An 18,300-nucleotide genomic window follows, 5' to 3' on the forward strand; every position below is an offset into this window, starting at 1 on the left:
TCCCCATGCCCGTATTCAGCAAACTCGGTCTTAAAACCAGTCCAGGCGTTAAAAGCAGCAAGCATATCGTTATCGACGGCGTCGCCGATGGTTTCGAAGCGTTTTGCCTTGCGCGTCTGGTCGAGGAGATCGGTGAACGCGGTCCCGTCATGTATATTGTCCGCGATGGCCAGCGCATTGCCGATCTGGAACAGGTACTGAATTTCGTTTCGCCTGATCTGCCGGTTCTGCATCTACCGGCGTGGGACTGTCTTCCCTATGATCGCGTATCGCCGGGGGCTGATGCCAGCGCGCGCAGGCTTGCGGCACTTGCCGCTTTGGCGTCCTTGAAAAAATCGCCGCATCCAGCAGTCATCATCACAACGGCGAATGCCATTCTGCAAAAGCTGCCGCCACAGGCCGCGATCGCCGAGCAGGTGATTTCAGCGCGTCCCGGCAATCAGCTCAACATGAACGATCTGGGTGCACGGCTGGAACGCAACGGTTTTGAGCGTGTCTCGACTGTGCGTGACATTGGCGAATATGCTGTGCGCGGTGGCATTCTTGATCTTTTTGCACCAGGTTCAGAGGAGCCTCTGCGGCTCGATTTCTTTGGCGACACGCTCGAAACAATCCGCGCGTTCGATCCGGCATCGCAGCGCACCACAGGCGCGCGCAAGGAATTCGTGCTTCAGCCTATGAGCGAAATTTCGCTCTCGCCGGATATGATTAGCCGTTTCCGCAAGAATTACGTGGCCATGTTCGGCGCGCCGCAGCGCGACGATGCACTTTATCAGGCAATCAGTGAAGGGCGACGCTTTGCGGGCATGGAACACTGGCTGCCGCTTTTCTACGACAACCTTGAAACTGTGTTCGACCACGCGGGCGATATGCCAGTGGTATTCGATCATCTGGTGCATGAGGCGCTGACAGAACGCCATACAATGGTGGTCGATCATTACGAGGCACGCCTGCGACAGGCCGAAGGTAAAGAGCCGGGCAGCGATGCTATTCCTTATAAGCCGGTTAAGCCGGAAACGCTTTATCTGACGCCACGGGAAGTTGAAGCGTTTGCCGCGTTGGTCGGCCTGCGTATCGATCTGACGCCATTTGGCACACCAGAAGTCTCTGGCCGTTCGATCATTCATGCTGATGTGCACAAGGGCCGCAACTTTGCTGAAGAACGTGCTGCAACCGATGTGAACCTTTTTGAAGCGGTGGTGAAATACATCGCCGATTTGCGCGTCGCGGGCAAAAAGGTGCTGGTGGCGGCGTGGTCCGAAGGTTCGCTCGACCGTCTGCTGCAGGTGCTGGATGAGCACGGACTTGAGAAAATCGAAACCGTTGATCGCCTTTCGATGGTCAAAGCACTCTCGCGTGACAAGATTACAGCGGCGGTTCTTGCCGTTGAGAGCGGCTTTGATGCGGGCGATCTGGTCGTCGTTGCCGAGCAGGATATTCTCGGTGATCGCCTTGTGCGCCGCACCAAGCGCCGCAAACGCGATCAGGATTTCATTTCTGAAGTAGCATCGCTCTCAGCTGGTGATATCGTCGTCCACGTCGATCATGGTATCGGTCGGTTTATTGGCCTCAAGACAATCACGGCGGCGGGGGCGCCACACGACTGTCTGGAGATTCATTATGCAGGCGATGATCGTCTGTTTCTGCCGGTCGAAAATATCGAGTTGCTTTCACGCTTTGGGTCGGAAGGGTCTGAAGCCGTTCTGGATAAGCTTGGTGGCGGCGCATGGCAGATGCGCAAAGCGAAGCTCAAGAAGCGCTTGCTGGAGATTGCGGGGCATCTGATCCAGATTGCCGCTGAACGCCAGATGCGCGGCGCGCCATCCATGACGCCACCCGACGGACTTTATGCTGAATTTGCAGCGCGCTTTCCTTATGATGAAACCGAAGACCAGCAGCGTGCAATCGATGCCATTGCCGATGACCTTGCGGCAGGCAAGCCAATGGATCGTCTCATCTGCGGTGATGTTGGTTTCGGCAAGACAGAAGTAGCATTGCGTGCAGCCTTTGTTGCAGCGCTAAGCGGGTTTCAGGTGGCGGTGGTCGTACCGACCACGCTTCTGTCACGTCAGCACTTCAAGACTTTTTCCGCACGTTTCCACGGCCTGCCAGTCAATGTAGCCCATGCCTCGCGGCTTGTTGGCGCAAAAGAACTTGCCGCCACCAAAAAGGGCCTCGAAGACGGCACTGTCGATATCGTCGTTGGGACGCACGCTCTGCTTGGCAATTCTATCAAGATCAAGAATCTTGGCCTGCTTATCATCGATGAGGAGCAGCATTTTGGCGTCAAGCACAAGGAACGGCTCAAGGAGCTGAAGTCAGACATTCATGTGCTGACGCTGTCAGCAACGCCGATCCCACGCACATTGCAGCTCGCTTTGACGGGCGTGCGCGAGCTGTCGCTTATCACGACGCCTCCTGTTGATCGTATGGCTGTGCGCACTTTCGTCTCGCCATTTGATCCACTTGTGATCCGCGAAACATTGCTGCGCGAACGCTATCGCGGCGGTCAGAGCTTCTATGTTTGTCCACGCATTGCCGATCTCACCGAAATTGAGGAGTTCCTCAAGGAACATGTTCCCGAGCTGAAAGTTGCTGTGGCTCATGGTCAGATGGCACCAGGTATGCTTGATGACATTATGAATGCCTTCTACGACGGCCAATATGACGTGCTTTTGTCCACGACCATCGTGGAGTCGGGCCTCGATATTCCGACGGCCAATACAATGATTGTGCATCGCGCGGATATGTTTGGTCTGTCGCAGCTTTATCAGTTGCGCGGACGTGTTGGACGCTCCAAGCAGCGTGCCTTTGCGCTCTTTACGCTTCCTGCCGGACGCACATTGACGGCCACTGCCGAGCGTCGCCTCAAGGTTCTACAGTCGCTCGATACACTCGGTGCAGGCTTCCAGCTCGCAAGTCACGACATGGATATTCGCGGTGCAGGCAATCTGCTAGGCGAAGAGCAGTCGGGTCACATCAAGGAAGTGGGCTTTGAGCTTTACCAGCAGATGCTGGAAGAGGCTGTTGCCACCCTCAAGGGCACAATTGAGGTCGAAGACAGCCAGTGGTCGCCACAGATTGCGATTGGTACGGCTGTTATGATCCCGGAAGCTTATGTGCCGGATCTGCAGTTGCGTCTAGGACTTTATCGCCGTCTCGCCGATCTGGCTGAGCCACAGGATATCGATGCCTTCGGCGCAGAACTGATCGACCGCTTCGGCCCGATGCCGGAAGAAGTGCAGCATTTGCTCAAGATCGTCTATATCAAGGCTCTGTGCCGCCGCGCCAATGTCGAAAAACTCGATGCCGGTCCAAAGGGCGTGGTTATCCAATTCCGCAACGCAACCTTTGCAAACCCAGTTGGTCTCGTGAAGATGATCGGGGAACAGGGATCAATGGCCAAGATCAGACCAGATCAGAGTATCGTTTTCATCCGCGACTGGGCAACACCAGAAAAGCGGCTTAACGGCTCGGCAGTTATCATGACTCAGCTTGCAAAAATCGCTACTGGTGGCTGAGTCACACAGAGATTAAACACTGAGGGTTCGGAGTCGCCTGTTGGTTCCGAAGTTTAAAACGGAGAGAACTTTGATGTTTAAGAATGCTTTGCGCATTTCCTGCACTGCTGCTGCATTTGTTTTGGCTTCCCAATCGGCTTTCGCTCTGACCACACTCAACTGCAAGGTTGAAGGTATTGAGAATTTTGTCACGCGTTTCAGCCACAACATTGTAATTCAGGAAGCTCAGACCGCAAAGACAGTCATCTTTGAAGGCCTCGATATGGAAGCTGATCCAGAGCCAAAGAAGACAAGCAAGGAAGTTCCACTCGCTGATGTCGAATGGCCGGTGATGCCAGATATGGCAACCCTGGATCGGCAGAAGCTTCAGGCTGAATACAAAGATGCCGCCAATGGCAATATGGTCGTTGTCATCAAGGGCACGGATGGCGGCGAGTATATGGAATACGAATTTGCCAAGCAGCCATGCTGGACTCTGGTTCGCGTGTCTGATCAGAGCATGTAAGCATTCTATTGATATTCAAACAAAAAGCCCGTGCTCCATCTGGACGCACGGGCTTTTTGTTTGATGTGCTTTATTGTCAGCGATCTTCGGCAATACCCGGTTCAAATCCTTCGGCCGTCTGTTGAATAGCTTCAGCAAGTACAGCGGCTGACTGCGCGCCCATGACGGCATATTTCTGATCGATAATGAAGCACGGCACCCCACGGACACCGATGCGATTGGCGGTGTCAATTTCCTCGCGGATCGTATCCGTGTCAGCATTGCTTTGCAGAAGCCGGGCGACAATTGGTGCTTCCATGCCAATGCTGGCTGCAGCATCAACAAGCACGTCGTGATCGCCAATATCCTGTCCCTGCTCGAAATAGAGTGAGAACAGGGTGCCGACGAGCTTATCCTGCTTGCCAGGACCAGCTTGTGCTGCCCAATGGATCAGGCGATGTGCATCAAGAGTGTTCGGCGCACGTGTGATAGCCTCGAAATCGAAGACGATGTCGTTCTCTTCGCCAAGCTCAGTGAGTTGCTTATGAATGTCGTCAATCTTCGAGCCAGTGCCGAATTTTTCGCGCATATAGGCCTGACGATCTTTGCCCTGCGCAGGCAAAGACGGGTCCAGCTGATAAGGGCGCCAGCGGACCTCGGCATCGACGTCGGGCGCTAGTGCAAGGGCCTGTTCCAGCCTTTTGCGGCCAAGGAAGCACCATGGGCAGACGACATCTGAAACAACATCGATGGTGATTTTTCTTGCGGTCATAAAGGTGCTCCGTTCGACGAGCAGGAGACGTATTCTCCTGCTCGCTTATCTTTATAATTCCAAAATGTAGGGTGAATTACGGCCTTATCAACTGGAGCTATTTGGCAACCTGCCACCATGTTGGGAGCTGATAACCATACAGCGATGTCTTCTCAGGATGTCCGATCCGATCCCAGCGCGCAACCCACTGATAAGGCAGGTAATAGAGCGGGATATAGTAGTCTCCGGATATGAGAATGCGGTCGAGCGCGCGTACAGCGCTCACGAAATCCTCACGTTTGCGTGCTGCAAGCATCGCTTCGATCATGGCATCAACCGCCGGATCGGCGACGCCAGGATAATTGAAGCTCCCCTGGGCTTCGCGCGATGCTGAGCCCCAGCGCTGCCATTGTTCGTTGCCCGGCGACAGCGAGCCGGTCAGGGCGCCGAGGATCATATCATAGTCGAAGGTTTGCAGGCGTTGCTGATATTGTGCATCGTCAGCGCTGCGAATTTCGGCATCGATACCAAGGCGTCCAAGATTGCGCTTATAGGCAAGCGCTACTTTTTCCTCGTCCGGCGAGCGCGTCATGATCTCAAATTGTAATGGCTTGCCGGATGGATCGATCGCTTTGCCGTGTTCGAAAGAGAAGCCAGCCTCAATCAGAAGCTCATAGGCTGTCTTTGCTGGCCCACGATCATGACCACTTCCGTCTGTGATCGACGGGTGCCAGGACCCGTCCAGAACGTCCTTGCGAACCGCATCAGGGAACGGTGCCAGCAACTCACGTTCGCGCGCGTTTGCGGGCTTGCCTACGGATGATAGCTCAGAGCCTTCCCAGAAGCTTTGCAGGCGGTTGTACTGATCGGCAAAGAGATTGCGATTGGCCCATTCAAAATCAAACAGCAGCCCAAGCGCCTGTCTCACGCGGCGATCTTCGAAAACCGGGCGGCGTGTGTTGAAGACAAAGCCCAGCATGTTTGCTGGTGTGCCTTTTTCGAAGTTTTCTTTGATGACCTTTCCTTGTATCACTGCCGGGAAATTATAGGATTTTTCCCAGCGTGTTGGATTGCCTTCAAGAAACACATCAAGCAGTCCTTTCTTGAAGGACTCAAACAAGGCCGTTTCGTTGCGATAATATTCGATGCTCAGGGTTTCGAAATTATCGAACCCGCGTCGGGCGGGTAGGTCCTTACCCCAATAGTCAGGGTTCAGTTTATAGATGATCCGCTGACCTGGCTGTATGCCGGATACAGTGTAAGGACCGCTGCCGACCGGCGCTTTAAGCGTCGAATTGCCGAAAGTCGCGGGGTCAATTGCATGCTTGGGAAGCACCGGCATGGTTGCTGCAATCAGCAGAGGAAATTCACGGTCTGACTTGTCATTGAAGACAAAGCGCACCGAGCGCTCGCCTGTCTTCTCGATCTTTTCAATCCGGCTCATACGGTTGTTATAGGGCGGGCGACCTTTTTCGGTCAGAATCTCATAGGTGAAGATGACATCATCCACAGTGACCGGCTTACCGTCGGACCATTTGGCTTTTGGGTTAAGCGTAAACTCCACCCATTTGCGTTCTGGATCGATTGCAACTTTTTCAGCTAACAGTCCGTAAAGGGTAAAGGGCTCGTCCCGTGAGCGCTGCATGAGCGTTTCATAGAGCAGATTGCCGAAGTCTAGATCGCCGAACAAACCGCGGGCGGTCGTGCGCATGCTTTTGAGCACGAACGGATTGAGACTATCGAATGTACCGACAACACCCATTTTAAGCGCGCCACCTTTGGGCGCTTTCGGGTTCGCATAAGGAAAATGCGTGAAGTCAGCGGGCAGGGCCACATCGCCATGCATTGAAAGCGCATAATTTGGCGATGCGTTATCTTCTGCCCATGCTGGAGCAATACCCGCAAAGAAGCCGAGCAGGCTTGCTAAAGCTGTGTTGCGGAAAAGAGCAAACAATCCAGTCAACTTTCTCGCGTCCCCGTTCAACTTAATAGGTCCATTGTAAATAAGTGTGAGTTTAGTATCGATTCGTGTGGCGAAATTAGCATGAACCTTGCGTTTGTGCGGATTAAGAGCGTGTCTGGCGCGTGACAGTGCTGATTAAAACAAAAAATATGGCGTATTTTGCTGTCTGAATGCAGTCGACCATCTGGATTCATATCAGAAGTCGTTGTAACACGGCCCTCGGATTGGGACGATAAGTTCCGGAGGTCACGCTGTTGCCGCATTTTCAAATCAGTGACGGTCTATCGCTGACTCAAACCAGAGACGGAAGATCAAAGCCTTGAAAGGAAACTGTTGATCATGACCAGCACGAAGACAATCGCTGCCGCATCTGCATTTGCTGGCGCGTTCGCCCTGCTTGCCTCTGCGACGATACCTGCAGCCGCACAGCAGCAGCCGCCACAGGGCTGGTTCAAGGTTTGCTCGAAGCAGGAAGATAACGACATCTGCAACACGCAGAATATTATCACGGCTGACTCCGGCCAGCTGCTAACCGCTGTCAACCTCATCGAAATCAAGGGCAAGATCAATCGTAAGATTTTTCAGGTCACTGTTCCGATTGGCCGCTTGATCCCGGCTGGCGTTGGTTTGCAGATCGACAACAACAAGCCAACCAAGCTTGAATACGGCATCTGCTTCCCAGATCGCTGCATTGCGGAAGCTCCGCTTTCCGATGATCTGATCAATGCTCTCAAGAAGGGCAGCAAGGTAACTCTGACTTCGGTCAACTACCAGAACAAGCAGAACCCGATTCCAGTCGCACTGACCGGCTTCTCAGCAGCTCTTACGGGTCCAGGCCTGAAGCAGTCTGAACTTGAAGAACGTCAGAAGGAACTTCAGGACGCTGTTGCAAAGCGCCAGAAGGAATTCGAAGAAAAGATGAAGGCTGAACAGGCCAAGGCAAAGGGTGCAGCTAACTAAGCTGTTCTGATGTCATGAAACAAAAAGGGCGCTTCAAAGCGCCCTTTTTGTTGTGCCTTCTAATCAGAAATGACCAGAAAAGTTCAGTTTGCGTGCAGTTTCACGCGATATGATCCGTTTTCCAGACGCTCAAACATATCGTTGAGCTGCGGATGGCGAAGCGGCTCATCGCTGAGATCCGGGATAAGATTCTGTTCCGAAACATAGGCCACATATTCCGAATCTGAATTCTCAGCCAGCAAATGGTAGAATGGCTGATCGCGACGCGGACGCCCTTCTTCGGGAATGGATTCATACCATTCTTCCGTATTGGCGAATTCCGGATCGACATCGAAAATGATTCCGCGGAACGGAAACAGTCGATGCTTGACCACCTGTCCGATCTGAAACTTAGCGTGTTTTATCTGTGCCATACTCATAAGACATATGTAGTTCACCGCGCGCCGAAATAAAGCTGCGGGAGGTTTCAGGTTCGTTTATTGGGGCGTTTTATTGCTTTGGTGAAGTTTTCCCGGGTTCGCCCAAGCTTGGAAGCTTGGGCATAAACTGCGAAAAACCACTGCCGGGACGCAAACCCTCGCGCATGAAGAATGCTCTGAGCGGTGCAAAAGAACGCAGCATTTCAAGTCCCACGCCGCGTGCAATCTGTGCTGGCAGCATTGGTGACAGGAGCGACCGGTTCAGAGCATCAACAGACCCTGTACGCGCCAGAATGTCTGGGCGACGACCACGATCATAAGCGCGCGTGACACGATCAGAACCCGGATCTGATGGATCACTCGCGATGGCCTTCACAAGTGTTTCCACATCGCGCGTCCCAAGGTTAAGGCCCTGTGCACCGATTGGCGGAAACACGTGAGCAGCTTCGCCTATCAGCGCAGTGCGCTTGGCGGCAAAAGCATGCGGAACCAGACCAGACAGTGGCCATGCCTGCGGACGGACGTCCAGAGTGACCTTGCCGAGCATGGACTGCATCATCTCTTCGATGCGCTGACCAAGTGTTTCATCATCAAGTGCGAGCAGCGTTTCTGCACGTCCTGGATTAACCACCCAGACGAGGCTGGATCGTTTACCCTTTAGCGGAACCTGTGTGAACGGGCCTTCCTCGGTATGGAATTCGGTCGAGATGTTTTCATGGTCGACCGTATGACTGAACGAAAGCACGACAGCTGTTTGCGGATAGCTCCAACGGCGCGTACGAATGCCTGCAGCCTCACGTGCACTTGAGTTGCGGCCATCAGCGGCAACAACAAGGCGCGTATGGAGTGTATCGCCGCCTGCAAGCGTGATTGTCACGTGGTCATCGTTGTTGCGATATTCGATTGCCGGAAGCGTGATGCGTTCAATCGCACTGTTTTTCTCAACCGCCTCCGCAAGCTTCTGATTGAGTGTTGCGTTTGGAATGTTATAGCCAAAAGCCACTTCGTCGATCTCGCCGGCCCGAAATGTAACAGCTGGGCTGCGAATGAGGCGACGCGTTGCATCAACAATGCGCATGGAGGCGAGAGGGGCTGCTTCCGGCGCAATGTCGTTCCAAACGCCAATCTCATCGAGAAAGCGAATTGCAGGCATCATGAGTGCGGTCGTGCGGCGGTCGCCCTTGTCGGTTTCGGGGCCGAGCAATGCTGTCCGATAGCCTTTTGCGTTCAAAGCAAGTGCTGCCATCATCCCGGCTGGTCCACCGCCACTGATGACGATCTCGGTAAGGGGCTTCTCGACAACCACGTCATTCATCGTATTCTATCCTTCGCCAAAATGCTGGCCGAAAGCGATTCTTATTCGTTCTGTTTCAGCCGCACTTAACCGCAAATAGGCTGAAAAGGCCAATGTCGCGTTAATTAAAACCTAATCTTTGGTGGAATGAGGGCGGTTTTGTCTCATGACTTACTTGCTCTTTTCACCTTATTCGGGGAAAGCTTTATGCAAGATCACGGCTTTTTGGCTTAGAGCCTCAGAGTCATATTGGCTGACCCGCACCCGGCAGGATGAATGCTGGAAGATTGAGGGTAGCCTTCAAGAGAAATGGCGAACGGCGTGAAAACCAGACTGACCGGAAAACTCAAAGCCAAGAAAGTGACCGCGCCGCAGGCGAAGGCATTTTCCGTGCATCTGCTCACCGCGTCGGGATCGTTTCTGGCGTTTTTGTCTATCGTCGCGGCAAGCGATGGCCGCTACACCGCAATGTGGTGGTGGTTGGGTCTGGCTCTGTTTGTTGATGGTATTGATGGCCCGATCGCGCGCAAGCTCGAAGTCAAATACGTGCTACCCAACTGGTCTGGTGAGCTGCTCGATAACATCATCGACTATGTGACTTACGTGCTGATACCGGCCTTCGCACTTTACCAAAGCGGGTTTATGGGGACGAACCTGTCCTTCATATCGGGCGCAATCATCGTGGTTTCGAGCGCCATTTATTACGCCGATACGGGCATGAAGACGAAAGAGAACTTCTTTAAAGGCTTCCCCGTTGTCTGGAATATGGTGGTGTTCACGCTCTTCATCGTCAGACCCGGCGAATGGGAAGCCTTCGCCATCGTCGTTGCTTCAGCGATCCTCTCATTCCTGCCTATCAGCTTCCTGCATCCGGTGCGCGTGGTGCGTCTGCGTCCGCTGAACCTGACCGTCTTCTTGCTGTGGTGCGCTTTCGGTGCGGCAGGCCTGTACTACACACTTGATGCGCCGCTCTGGGTGCGTGTCGGTATCACCGTGACCGGGCTTTATATCTACTTCATCGGTGCCATCATGCAATTTTTCCCCAATCTTGGCCGGACTGCTGCGGTGATTGCCGCTGAGGCTGCGACTGCTGCAGCATCGGCCCAAAAATCGGAATCGATTTTTGGAAAGCACGATACGTAGGTTCAATAGTTCAAAGTGTCCTTATGTAGCGCCCAAGAGGCGCAGGACGCTCTAGGAAAACAACGACTGGAGAAGCATCGTGATCAATGCAATTCGCGTCCATCAGACTGGTGGCCCTGACGTTCTGCAATATGAACAGATTGAAATTGGTGCGCCGGGTCCGGGTGAAGCGAAAGTGCGCCACGAGGCGATTGGCCTGAATTTCATCGATGTCTATTTTCGGACTGGGCTTTACAAGGCGGCTCAGATGCCGTTCATCCCCGGTAATGAAGGCGCAGGCACTGTCGTTGCTGTGGGTTCTGGCGTCGATAGTATCAAGGTTGGTGATCGCGTTGCTTATGCGGCGACACCAGGTTCTTATGCCGATGAGCGTATTCTTCCAGCTGATCGTTTGCTGAAAGTGCCGGAAACGATTGAGCTGAAGTCGGCCGCTGCGATGATGCTCAAGGGCATGACTGCGCAATACCTTCTGCGTCAGACCTTCGTCGTCAAACCCGGCCACACGATCCTATTTCATGCGGCTGCAGGCGGCGTTGGGCTTATTGCAGGCCAGTGGGCCAAGCATCTTGGTGCGACTGTCATCGGAACGGCAGGTTCAGAAGACAAGGTCGCGCTTGCCAAGGCTCACGGCTATGACCATATGATCAACTATCGCACGGAAAACTTCGTCGAACGCGTCAAGGAACTGACCGGCGGCGAAGGTGTGGACGTCGTCTATGACTCGGTTGGGCGCGACACCTATATGGGCTCGCTCGATGTGTTGAAGCCGCTTGGCATGTTCGCCTGCTTCGGCCAGTCTTCTGGAACAATCCCGCCATTTGATTTGAACATTCTTGCGCAGAAGGGATCGCTTTTTGCGACCCGTCCTACATTGTTCAACTATGTGGCGAAGCGCCCTGATCTGGAGAGAACTGCAAACGATCTTTTCGACGTTGTAGCAAACGGTGCAGTTAAGATAGAAATCAATCAGTCTTACGCGCTCAAAGATGTGCGTAAAGCGCATGAAGATTTGGAAGCGCGCAAGACGACGGGCGCGAGTATTCTGCTCCCATAAGGATATCGAATTGTGCTTCGGCAATATCGGCGGTGTGCATATGTCCTCCGCCGATTTCTTTTTGGCTTTTCAATTGCGGTCTTGCTGGATAAGGTCGTAAAAAAATAACCTCGGGGAACAATGTCAGCGCCTTTATCCGACCGGCCTCTTTTAGATGTCCGCCGGCTCACCAAAGTATTTGGTCAACTCAGAGCCTGCGACGCGGTAGATCTCGTCATTGCAGAGGGGGAAATCCACGCGCTTCTGGGCGAAAATGGTGCTGGGAAATCCACCTTCGTTAAAATGCTATTCGGTGCGCTACAGCCGCTGGAGGGCGAAATCGTCTGGAAGGGCGAACGCGTTACGATCACCCAGCCCGCCACAGCAAGAAAGCTGGGCATCGGTATGGTTTTCCAGCATTTCTCTCTATTTGACTCGCTGACTGCTGCCGAGAATATTGCATTGTCACTTGACGGTTCACTGCCGCTTCCTGAAGTGGCGAAACGTGCGCGCGAGATCGGAAAAGCATATGGCCTGCCTATTGATCCGCAGGCGCATGTTGGCGATCTTTCGGTGGGTGAGCGTCAGCGTATCGAGATTGTGCGTTGTCTCCTGCAAGAGCCGGATCTGATCATTCTCGATGAGCCAACATCGGTGCTGACACCACAGGAAGCAGATCGGCTGTTTGAGACGCTGGAGCGCCTGAAATCAGAAGGCAAGTCGATCCTTTATATCAGCCATCGGCTTGAAGAGGTGAAGCGGCTTTGTGATCGCGCAACCGTGCTTCGTCATGGCAAGGTGGTCGCTCATTGCGACCCGCGAGAGCAAACGGCGGCATCGCTTGCACGCATGATGGTTGGCAATGACATCAAGGTCGTAGCCCGCAAACCGATTGATGTAGCTGAAACCACGGCTACACCATTGTTTGAAATTAAAAATCTGTCTCAGGCACCGCGCGGCCCCTTTTCGACGGCTCTCGACAATATCTCGCTTTCGGTAAAAGCAGGTGAGGTTGTCGGTATCGCGGGAGTGGCGGGCAACGGGCAGGGCGAGTTTTTTGAAGCTGTATCCGGCGAGTTTCTTCAATCATCAGAGTCAGCCGTGCGTATTCGGGGCAAAGATGCAGGTAAACTCGGCATCAGCGAAAGGCGTTTGATGGGTGCAGCCTTTGTCCCCGAAGAACGACTTGGTCACGGTGCAGTGCCATCCCTGCCGTTGACGGATAATCTCTTCCTGTCGCGCTATAAAACTGACGCGAAAACGTTTTTGCGCGGTGGTAAACTGAAGCTGATTGCCGAAAGCGCGCTGCGTTCCGCTGCAAAGCGCATTATCGAGACGATGGATGTTCGCAAGAGCGCTGAAAACCCACCGGCCTCTGCATTGTCTGGTGGCAATCTCCAGAAGTTCATCATCGGTCGTGAACTTGATCGCGCTCCATCTGTCATGGTTGTGAACCAGCCGACATGGGGCGTGGATGCCGGGGCTGCTGCGCATATCCGTCAGGCACTGCTCGATCTGGCGCGCTCCGGCTCTGCCGTTCTTGTCATCAGCCAGGATCTCGATGAACTGCTTGAAATTAGCGACCGTATTGCTGTCATGAATCATGGCGCGCTTTCTGATCCCATGCCCATCGCTGAAGTGACGCTGGAAAAGATCGGCCTTCTCATGGGCGGGGTATCCGGCACGGATCAGGCAGGGGCAGCATAATGCGTATAGAACTGGTCAAACGGCCTCAGCCTTCAAAAATTTTTAGCGCAGTATCGCCTTTGCTGGCGCTGGCGCTCACGATGGTGTTCGGCGGTCTCGCCTTTGCACTGATGGGCAAAGACCCGTTTCAGGCGCTTTATGTCTTCTTTGTCGAGCCATTGCTTGATGTGTGGTCATGGCACGAGTTGCTGGTCAAGGCGACACCACTTATCTTGATTGCTGTTGGCCTTTGCGTGTGCTTCCTGTCCAATAACTGGAATATCGGCGCCGAAGGTCAGTTCATTATCGGTGCGATCACCGGCTCCGTTTTGCCAGTCATGTTTCCAGAATTGCAGCTTTGGATCGTTCTTCCGCTGATGATGCTGATGGGTATGGCGGGCGGTGCCGCTTATGCATCCATTCCGGCGCTGCTCAAAGTTCGTTTCAACACCAATGAAATTCTGACCAGCCTCATGCTGGTCTATGTCGCGCAGCTGCTCCTTGACTGGCTGGTGCGCGGACCATGGCGCAATCCTGAAGGCTACAACTTCCCGGAAACACGCCAGTTCAATCCAAGTGCCGTTTTGCCGGAAATCTGGAGCGCATCGGGTCGCGCCCATTGGGGCTTCATATTTGCAATCGTTGCTGCTGTTGCAGTGTGGTTCCTTCTGGCCAAAACGCTGAAAGGCTTTGAGGTCAAGGTCATCGGGCAAAGCCCAAGGGCAGGCCGGTTTGCTGGCTTCAGTTCTGGCAAGCTGGTCTTCTTTGTCTTCGCTGTTTCAGGTGCGCTCGCAGGTCTTGCCGGTATTGCGGAAACATCTGGCGCCATTGGACAGCTTCGCCCGGTCATTTCTCCTGGCTACGGCTTTACGGCAATCATCGTTGCTTTCCTTGGTCGTCTTAATCCGATCGGCGCTATCGCTGCAGGCTTTGTGCTTGCGCTGTCTTATCTGGGCGGCGAGGCCGCACAGGTTGCCATTGGCATATCGGAAAAATCAGCCCGTGTGTTTCAGGGCATGATCCTGTTCTTCGTGCTCGCCTGCGACACGCTCATCCATTATCGCATCCGCTTTGTAGCGGGCCGTTCAGCAGGGAAGGTGTGATCAATGGACCTGACACAGGCAATTCTTCTCACCATTGCAACCGCGGCAACCCCCTTGTTGATAGCGGCAATTGGTGAACTGGTCGTCGAGCGCTCTGGTGTGCTGAACCTTGGCGTCGAAGGCATGATGTTGATGGGTGCGGTTTCAGGCTTTGCCGCCGCACAATACACAGGCTCGGCCTGGCTTGGCATGCTGGCTGCTATCTTTGTAGGCAGTCTCTTTTCAGGCATTTTTGCATTTCTGACGCTCACACTTGTGACCAATCAGGTTGCGACCGGTCTGGCGTTGACCATTCTCGGTATCGGTGCTTCGGCTATGCTTGGTGAGAGCTTTGTCGGTATGCCGGGTGTGCGGCTTGAGGCAATCAGCATTCCATATCTCAGTGATATTCCTTATGTCGGCCGTTTCTTGTTCGGGCAGGACCCGATCTTTTATATATCCATTCTGCTGGTTGTTGGGGTGACGTGGTTTCTGTTCCGCACGCGGGCGGGTCTGCAATTGCGTGCCATTGGTGACAGTCATGGCTCGGCCCATGCGCTCGGCGTGCATGTGGTACGCACCCGTTATCTTGCTGTGTTGTTTGGTGGCGCTTGCGCCGGGCTTTCTGGTGCACAGCTTTCGCTCGTTTATGTGCCGCAATGGGTTGAGAACATGTCGGCAGGGCGCGGCTGGATAGCGCTCGCGCTTGTCGTGTTCGCCTCATGGCGTCCGTGGCGTGTGCTGATCGGCGCTTATTTGTTTGGTGCGGTCACAATTGGCCAGCTGCACGCGCAAGCGCTTGGCTTCGGCCTGCCATCGCAGTTTTTGTCGGCCTTACCTTATATCGCGACAATCGTGGTTCTGGTTATCATCTCACGCAACAGGCGTTTGACGATGATGAACACGCCTGCATCGCTCGGCAAGCCTTTCGTGCCGGACAGGTGACAGTTTTGAACGGCATCTCGGCTCCCACGGGTAGCTGTTTTATTTTGAGGGTGAAAAAGGAGCGCAGGGAACATGAAAAAGACGTTGTTGGCAATCGCCACCGCGGCCAGCTTTATGCTTGGTGGGGCGGCACATGCAGAAGACAAGCTGAAGATCGGCTTCATCTATATCGGACCTCCAGGTGATTTCGGCTGGACATACCAGCACGACGTTGCCCGCAAGGAGATGATCGAAGCTCTCGGTGACAAGGTGGAGACGACCTTCCTCGAAAACGTGCCCGAAGGTGCGGATGCCGAACGCTCGATTGAGCGTCTGGCGCGTGCAGGCAATAAGCTGATCTTCACAACCTCTTTCGGTTACATGGACCCGACACTCAAAGTGGCGGCCAAGTTCCCGGATGTGAAGTTTGAGCACGCAACCGGCTACAAGACTGCAGACAACATGTCAGCATACAATGCGCGCTTCTATGAAGGACGCTATGTACAGGGCCAGATTGCTGCCAAGCTGTCGACCAAGGGCGTTGCAGGCTACATCGCGTCAGTCCCCGTGCCGGAAGTCGTACAGGGCATCAATGCATTCATGCTCGGCGCACAGTCGGTCAATCCAGACTTCAAGGTCAAGGTCATCTGGGTCAATTCCTGGTTTGATCCGGGCAAGGAAGCGGATGCTGCTAAAGCTCTCGTCGATCAGGGTGTAGACATTCTCACCCAGCATACGGATTCGACCGCACCGATCCAGGTTGCGCATGAGCGTGGCATCAAGGCATTCGGTCAGGCTTCGGACATGATTAAGTTCGGTCCTGAAACCCAGCTTACGGCAATCGTTGATGATTGGGGCCCATACTATATCGACCGTGCCAAGGCAGTTCTTGATGGTTCGTGGAAGACTCAGAACATCTGGTGGGGCATGAAGGAAGGCCTCGTGAAGATGGCGCCTTACACCAACATGCCTGATGACGTTAAGAAAATGGCTGAAGAAACTGAAGCCAAGATCAAGTCGGGTGAACTTAAGCCGTTCACTGGCCCGATCAAGAAGCAGGACGGCTCCGAGTGGCTCAAGGAAGGCGAACAGGCTGACGACAAGACCTTGCTCGGTCTGAACTTCTACGTTGCTGGCGTTGACGACAAGCTGCCGCAATAAGCTGTGACACATTTAAATAAAGAAAGGGCGCTTCAAGCGCCCTTTTTATTTGCCGAGCGCGTTTCGATCCTCGCTTCACTCCGGCTGGCATATGCTCTAAAGCGACAGTTTCATACCTTCATGACTGTCAACGAAGCCCAGCGATTTGTAGAAGCGTATGGCATCGGAACGAGATTTATCGGTTGTAAGTTGCACCAGACCGCAGTCATGTTCGCGACATTGCTCAATTGCCCATTCGATCATTTGCCTGCCGATGCCGCCGCCACGTGTGTCACTGGCGATGCGCACACTTTCGATTTGCCCGCGCCACATACCTTTGCGCGATAGCCCCGGAATGAAGCTGAGCTGTAAGCAGCCTGTTACTTTTCCATCATGCTCGACGACGGCGAGTAATTGGTTGGGGTCGCTATATATGGCTTTAAACGCATCAGTGTAGCATCGGTTGAGCGGACTGCTGTTGTCCTCGCGTGTGGTCCCTAGCGCATCATCCGCAAGCATGGCTACAATTGCCGTAAGATCAGCCTCAATGGCTTTGCGAATGGATATGGTGGCATCGGTCATAAGAAACTTCCACGGGCTTGGATTCTGAAAAAACCAAACCTATGCGTTCGCATATCGTTACGAAAGACAAAACAAATAAAAAAGCCGGAGCAAAGCTCCGGCTTAAAGTTTTACTCAACCGAATTTATTCGGCTGCGTCGGCAGGTGCTGCGTTGAGCATGCCGTAACGTTCTTCGCCAATCTTGGCGAGCAGATCGAGCTGGGTTTCGAGGAAGTCGATGTGACCTTCTTCATCTGCCAGAAGCTCGTCAAAAAGCTGCTTGGAAACATAGTCACCGAGTTCATCGCAGATTTCGCGGGACTTCTTGTAGGATGCGCGAGCGTCGTATTCGCCCTTAAGATCGCATTCCAGAACTTCCTTGACGTTCTGACCGATGCGCAGTGGCGCAACCTGCTGCAGGTTCGGATGGCCTTCAAGGAAGATGATGCGGTCGATCAACTTGTCCGCATGCTGCATTTCTTCGATGGATTCTTCACGTTCTTTCTTAGCAAGACGCGTGAAACCCCAGTCGTTGAGCAGACGGTAGTGCAACCAGTACTGGTTTACTGCGCCAAGTTCGAGAAACAGTGCCTCGTTAAGCCGCTCGATGACCTTTGGTTCGCCTTTCATTCCATGAACTCCCGAATTTGTCTCGTAGAGAACGCACACGATCCATGAACAGGACCACGTTTTCGTCCATTTGGTTGTGACGAAGATGGTATTCTTCGGTCACCCTTATGATCGTTTCTACGACGTTTGGGAAGCAGCCACAGCAGCGACCGCTCTTCGACATGGCGTTATAGACGGTGCCAGGAACAATTAATCGCCAGCAATCTTCATCGAGAAGCTGTGTGACGACGATCTCAATATCTTTATCGGTAATAACGTTGCAGCTGCAGACTAGCATGAAAAGTAAACTCCAGCATCTGCAATACGCTGTGATTGTATAAAACTCACAATGCGGAGTGACGCACTTTGTTCGTTGCTATTTTGACCATTAAAAATACGGCGTGTCGCGCCGATTTTTACTTCAATATTGGCAAAATGCCGTGTTGAACCGAACAAAGGTTCCTCCAATCGCAGGGGTTAAAGGCCCGAACATCAAAGGTAGACTTAGGTAAGTCTTCAAAAACCCACCAATTTAAGTCAGGTTATGGCTGGGGAGGGGTGGTTCTGTCAAATTTTATGTTTTTGAAACGTTCTAAAAATCAATAACTTAGAATTATTCTAAATATGAGTTAAGCGCCCATCTTTAAACGTTAATTAGACTTTTACATAGGGTAAAACAGGGCAGTTTTTGCCCTGCTTAAAACTTATGCGCCATTTCGCCGCATGATG

Annotated in this window: 16 protein-coding genes; 9 read left to right on the top strand and 7 right to left on the bottom strand. The window is 53.3% G+C overall.

Annotated elements, in window-relative coordinates; genetic code table 11:
• The first annotated feature begins 5 nt into the window (after positions 1–5).
• Together mfd and QBD00_RS07735 are read left to right on the top strand one after the other, a co-directional pair.
• The gene (gene mfd / locus QBD00_RS07730) at positions 6–3,521 is read left to right on the top strand and encodes a transcription-repair coupling factor (RefSeq protein ID WP_151092833.1); all 3,516 of its coding nucleotides are present in this window, start codon (positions 6–8) and stop codon (positions 3,519–3,521) included.
• Positions 3,522–3,594: 73 nt separating this feature from the next.
• Entirely contained in the window at positions 3,595–4,026 is a 432-nt protein-coding gene (locus tag QBD00_RS07735) for a hypothetical protein (RefSeq protein ID WP_318579097.1), read from the top strand.
• 76 nt (positions 4,027–4,102) lie between these two features.
• On the opposite strand, the gene QBD00_RS07740 is transcribed toward QBD00_RS07735, so the two are convergent.
• Positions 4,103–4,777 carry a DsbA family protein gene (locus QBD00_RS07740; protein WP_318579098.1) on the bottom strand — a complete coding sequence of 225 codons (675 nt, stop codon included), beginning with the start codon at positions 4,775–4,777 and terminating at the stop codon, positions 4,103–4,105.
• A gap of 97 nt (positions 4,778–4,874) precedes the next feature.
• A complete protein-coding gene (locus QBD00_RS07745; protein ID WP_151092884.1) occupies positions 4,875–6,602 on the bottom strand; it encodes an extracellular solute-binding protein in 1,728 nt (575 codons plus the stop codon).
• Positions 6,603–7,058: 456 nt separating this feature from the next.
• On the opposite strand from QBD00_RS07745, the gene QBD00_RS07750 reads away from it, so the two are divergent.
• Positions 7,059–7,679 (top strand): invasion associated locus B family protein, encoded by a 621-nt coding sequence (locus QBD00_RS07750; RefSeq protein ID WP_095444193.1) that lies wholly within the window; start codon positions 7,059–7,061, stop codon positions 7,677–7,679.
• A gap of 83 nt (positions 7,680–7,762) precedes the next feature.
• On the opposite strand, the gene hspQ is transcribed toward QBD00_RS07750, so the two are convergent.
• Both hspQ and QBD00_RS07760 read right to left on the bottom strand, forming a co-directional pair.
• On the bottom strand, positions 7,763–8,098 hold the full coding sequence (gene hspQ, locus QBD00_RS07755) for a heat shock protein HspQ (protein WP_318579099.1): 336 nt from the start codon (positions 8,096–8,098) through the stop codon (positions 7,763–7,765).
• 70 nt (positions 8,099–8,168) lie between these two features.
• Complete coding sequence (locus QBD00_RS07760; RefSeq protein WP_151092839.1) at positions 8,169–9,413, bottom strand: UbiH/UbiF family hydroxylase; 1,245 nt, start codon at positions 9,411–9,413, stop codon at positions 8,169–8,171.
• A gap of 288 nt (positions 9,414–9,701) precedes the next feature.
• Here QBD00_RS07760 and pcsA point away from each other — a divergent pair, with 288 nt between their 5' ends.
• The 6 genes from pcsA (at position 9,702) to QBD00_RS07790 (ending at position 16,421) form a co-directional block, all read left to right on the top strand.
• Entirely contained in the window at positions 9,702–10,535 is an 834-nt protein-coding gene (gene pcsA / locus QBD00_RS07765) for a phosphatidylcholine synthase (RefSeq protein WP_264230665.1), read from the top strand.
• Positions 10,536–10,614: 79 nt separating this feature from the next.
• Positions 10,615–11,589, top strand: a complete 975-nt coding sequence (locus tag QBD00_RS07770) for a quinone oxidoreductase family protein (RefSeq protein ID WP_151092843.1) — start codon at positions 10,615–10,617, stop codon at positions 11,587–11,589.
• A gap of 120 nt (positions 11,590–11,709) precedes the next feature.
• A complete protein-coding gene (locus QBD00_RS07775; protein ID WP_318579100.1) occupies positions 11,710–13,275 on the top strand; it encodes an ABC transporter ATP-binding protein in 1,566 nt (521 codons plus the stop codon).
• On the top strand, positions 13,275–14,357 hold the full coding sequence (locus tag QBD00_RS07780) for an ABC transporter permease (RefSeq protein WP_318579101.1): 1,083 nt from the start codon (positions 13,275–13,277) through the stop codon (positions 14,355–14,357). Before QBD00_RS07775 ends, QBD00_RS07780 begins: the two co-directional genes overlap by 1 nt.
• A gap of 3 nt (positions 14,358–14,360) precedes the next feature.
• Positions 14,361–15,281: an ABC transporter permease gene (locus QBD00_RS07785; protein WP_318579102.1), complete on the top strand. Its 921-nt coding sequence runs from the start codon at positions 14,361–14,363 to the stop codon at positions 15,279–15,281.
• Between the two features lie 72 nt (positions 15,282–15,353).
• A complete protein-coding gene (locus tag QBD00_RS07790) occupies positions 15,354–16,421 on the top strand; it encodes a BMP family ABC transporter substrate-binding protein (RefSeq protein ID WP_151092851.1) in 1,068 nt (355 codons plus the stop codon).
• A 96-nt stretch (positions 16,422–16,517) separates the two neighbouring features.
• On the opposite strand, the gene QBD00_RS07795 is transcribed toward QBD00_RS07790, so the two are convergent.
• From QBD00_RS07795 to QBD00_RS07805, 3 genes are all read right to left on the bottom strand, one after another.
• Positions 16,518–16,982, bottom strand: coding sequence for a GNAT family N-acetyltransferase (locus QBD00_RS07795; RefSeq protein WP_191793311.1), 465 nt, complete (start codon positions 16,980–16,982; stop codon positions 16,518–16,520).
• A 124-nt stretch (positions 16,983–17,106) separates the two neighbouring features.
• Complete coding sequence (gene bfr, locus QBD00_RS07800; RefSeq protein WP_095444203.1) at positions 17,107–17,592, bottom strand: bacterioferritin; 486 nt, start codon at positions 17,590–17,592, stop codon at positions 17,107–17,109.
• Complete coding sequence (locus QBD00_RS07805) at positions 17,558–17,869, bottom strand: (2Fe-2S)-binding protein (protein WP_151091846.1); 312 nt, start codon at positions 17,867–17,869, stop codon at positions 17,558–17,560. Before QBD00_RS07805 ends, bfr begins: the two co-directional genes overlap by 35 nt.
• Positions 17,870–18,300: the final 431 nt, after the last annotated feature.

Origin of the sequence: Ochrobactrum sp. AN78, assembly GCF_029909885.1 — a bacterium.
GTDB classification, from domain to species: Bacteria; Pseudomonadota; Alphaproteobacteria; order Rhizobiales; family Rhizobiaceae; genus Brucella; species Brucella quorumnocens.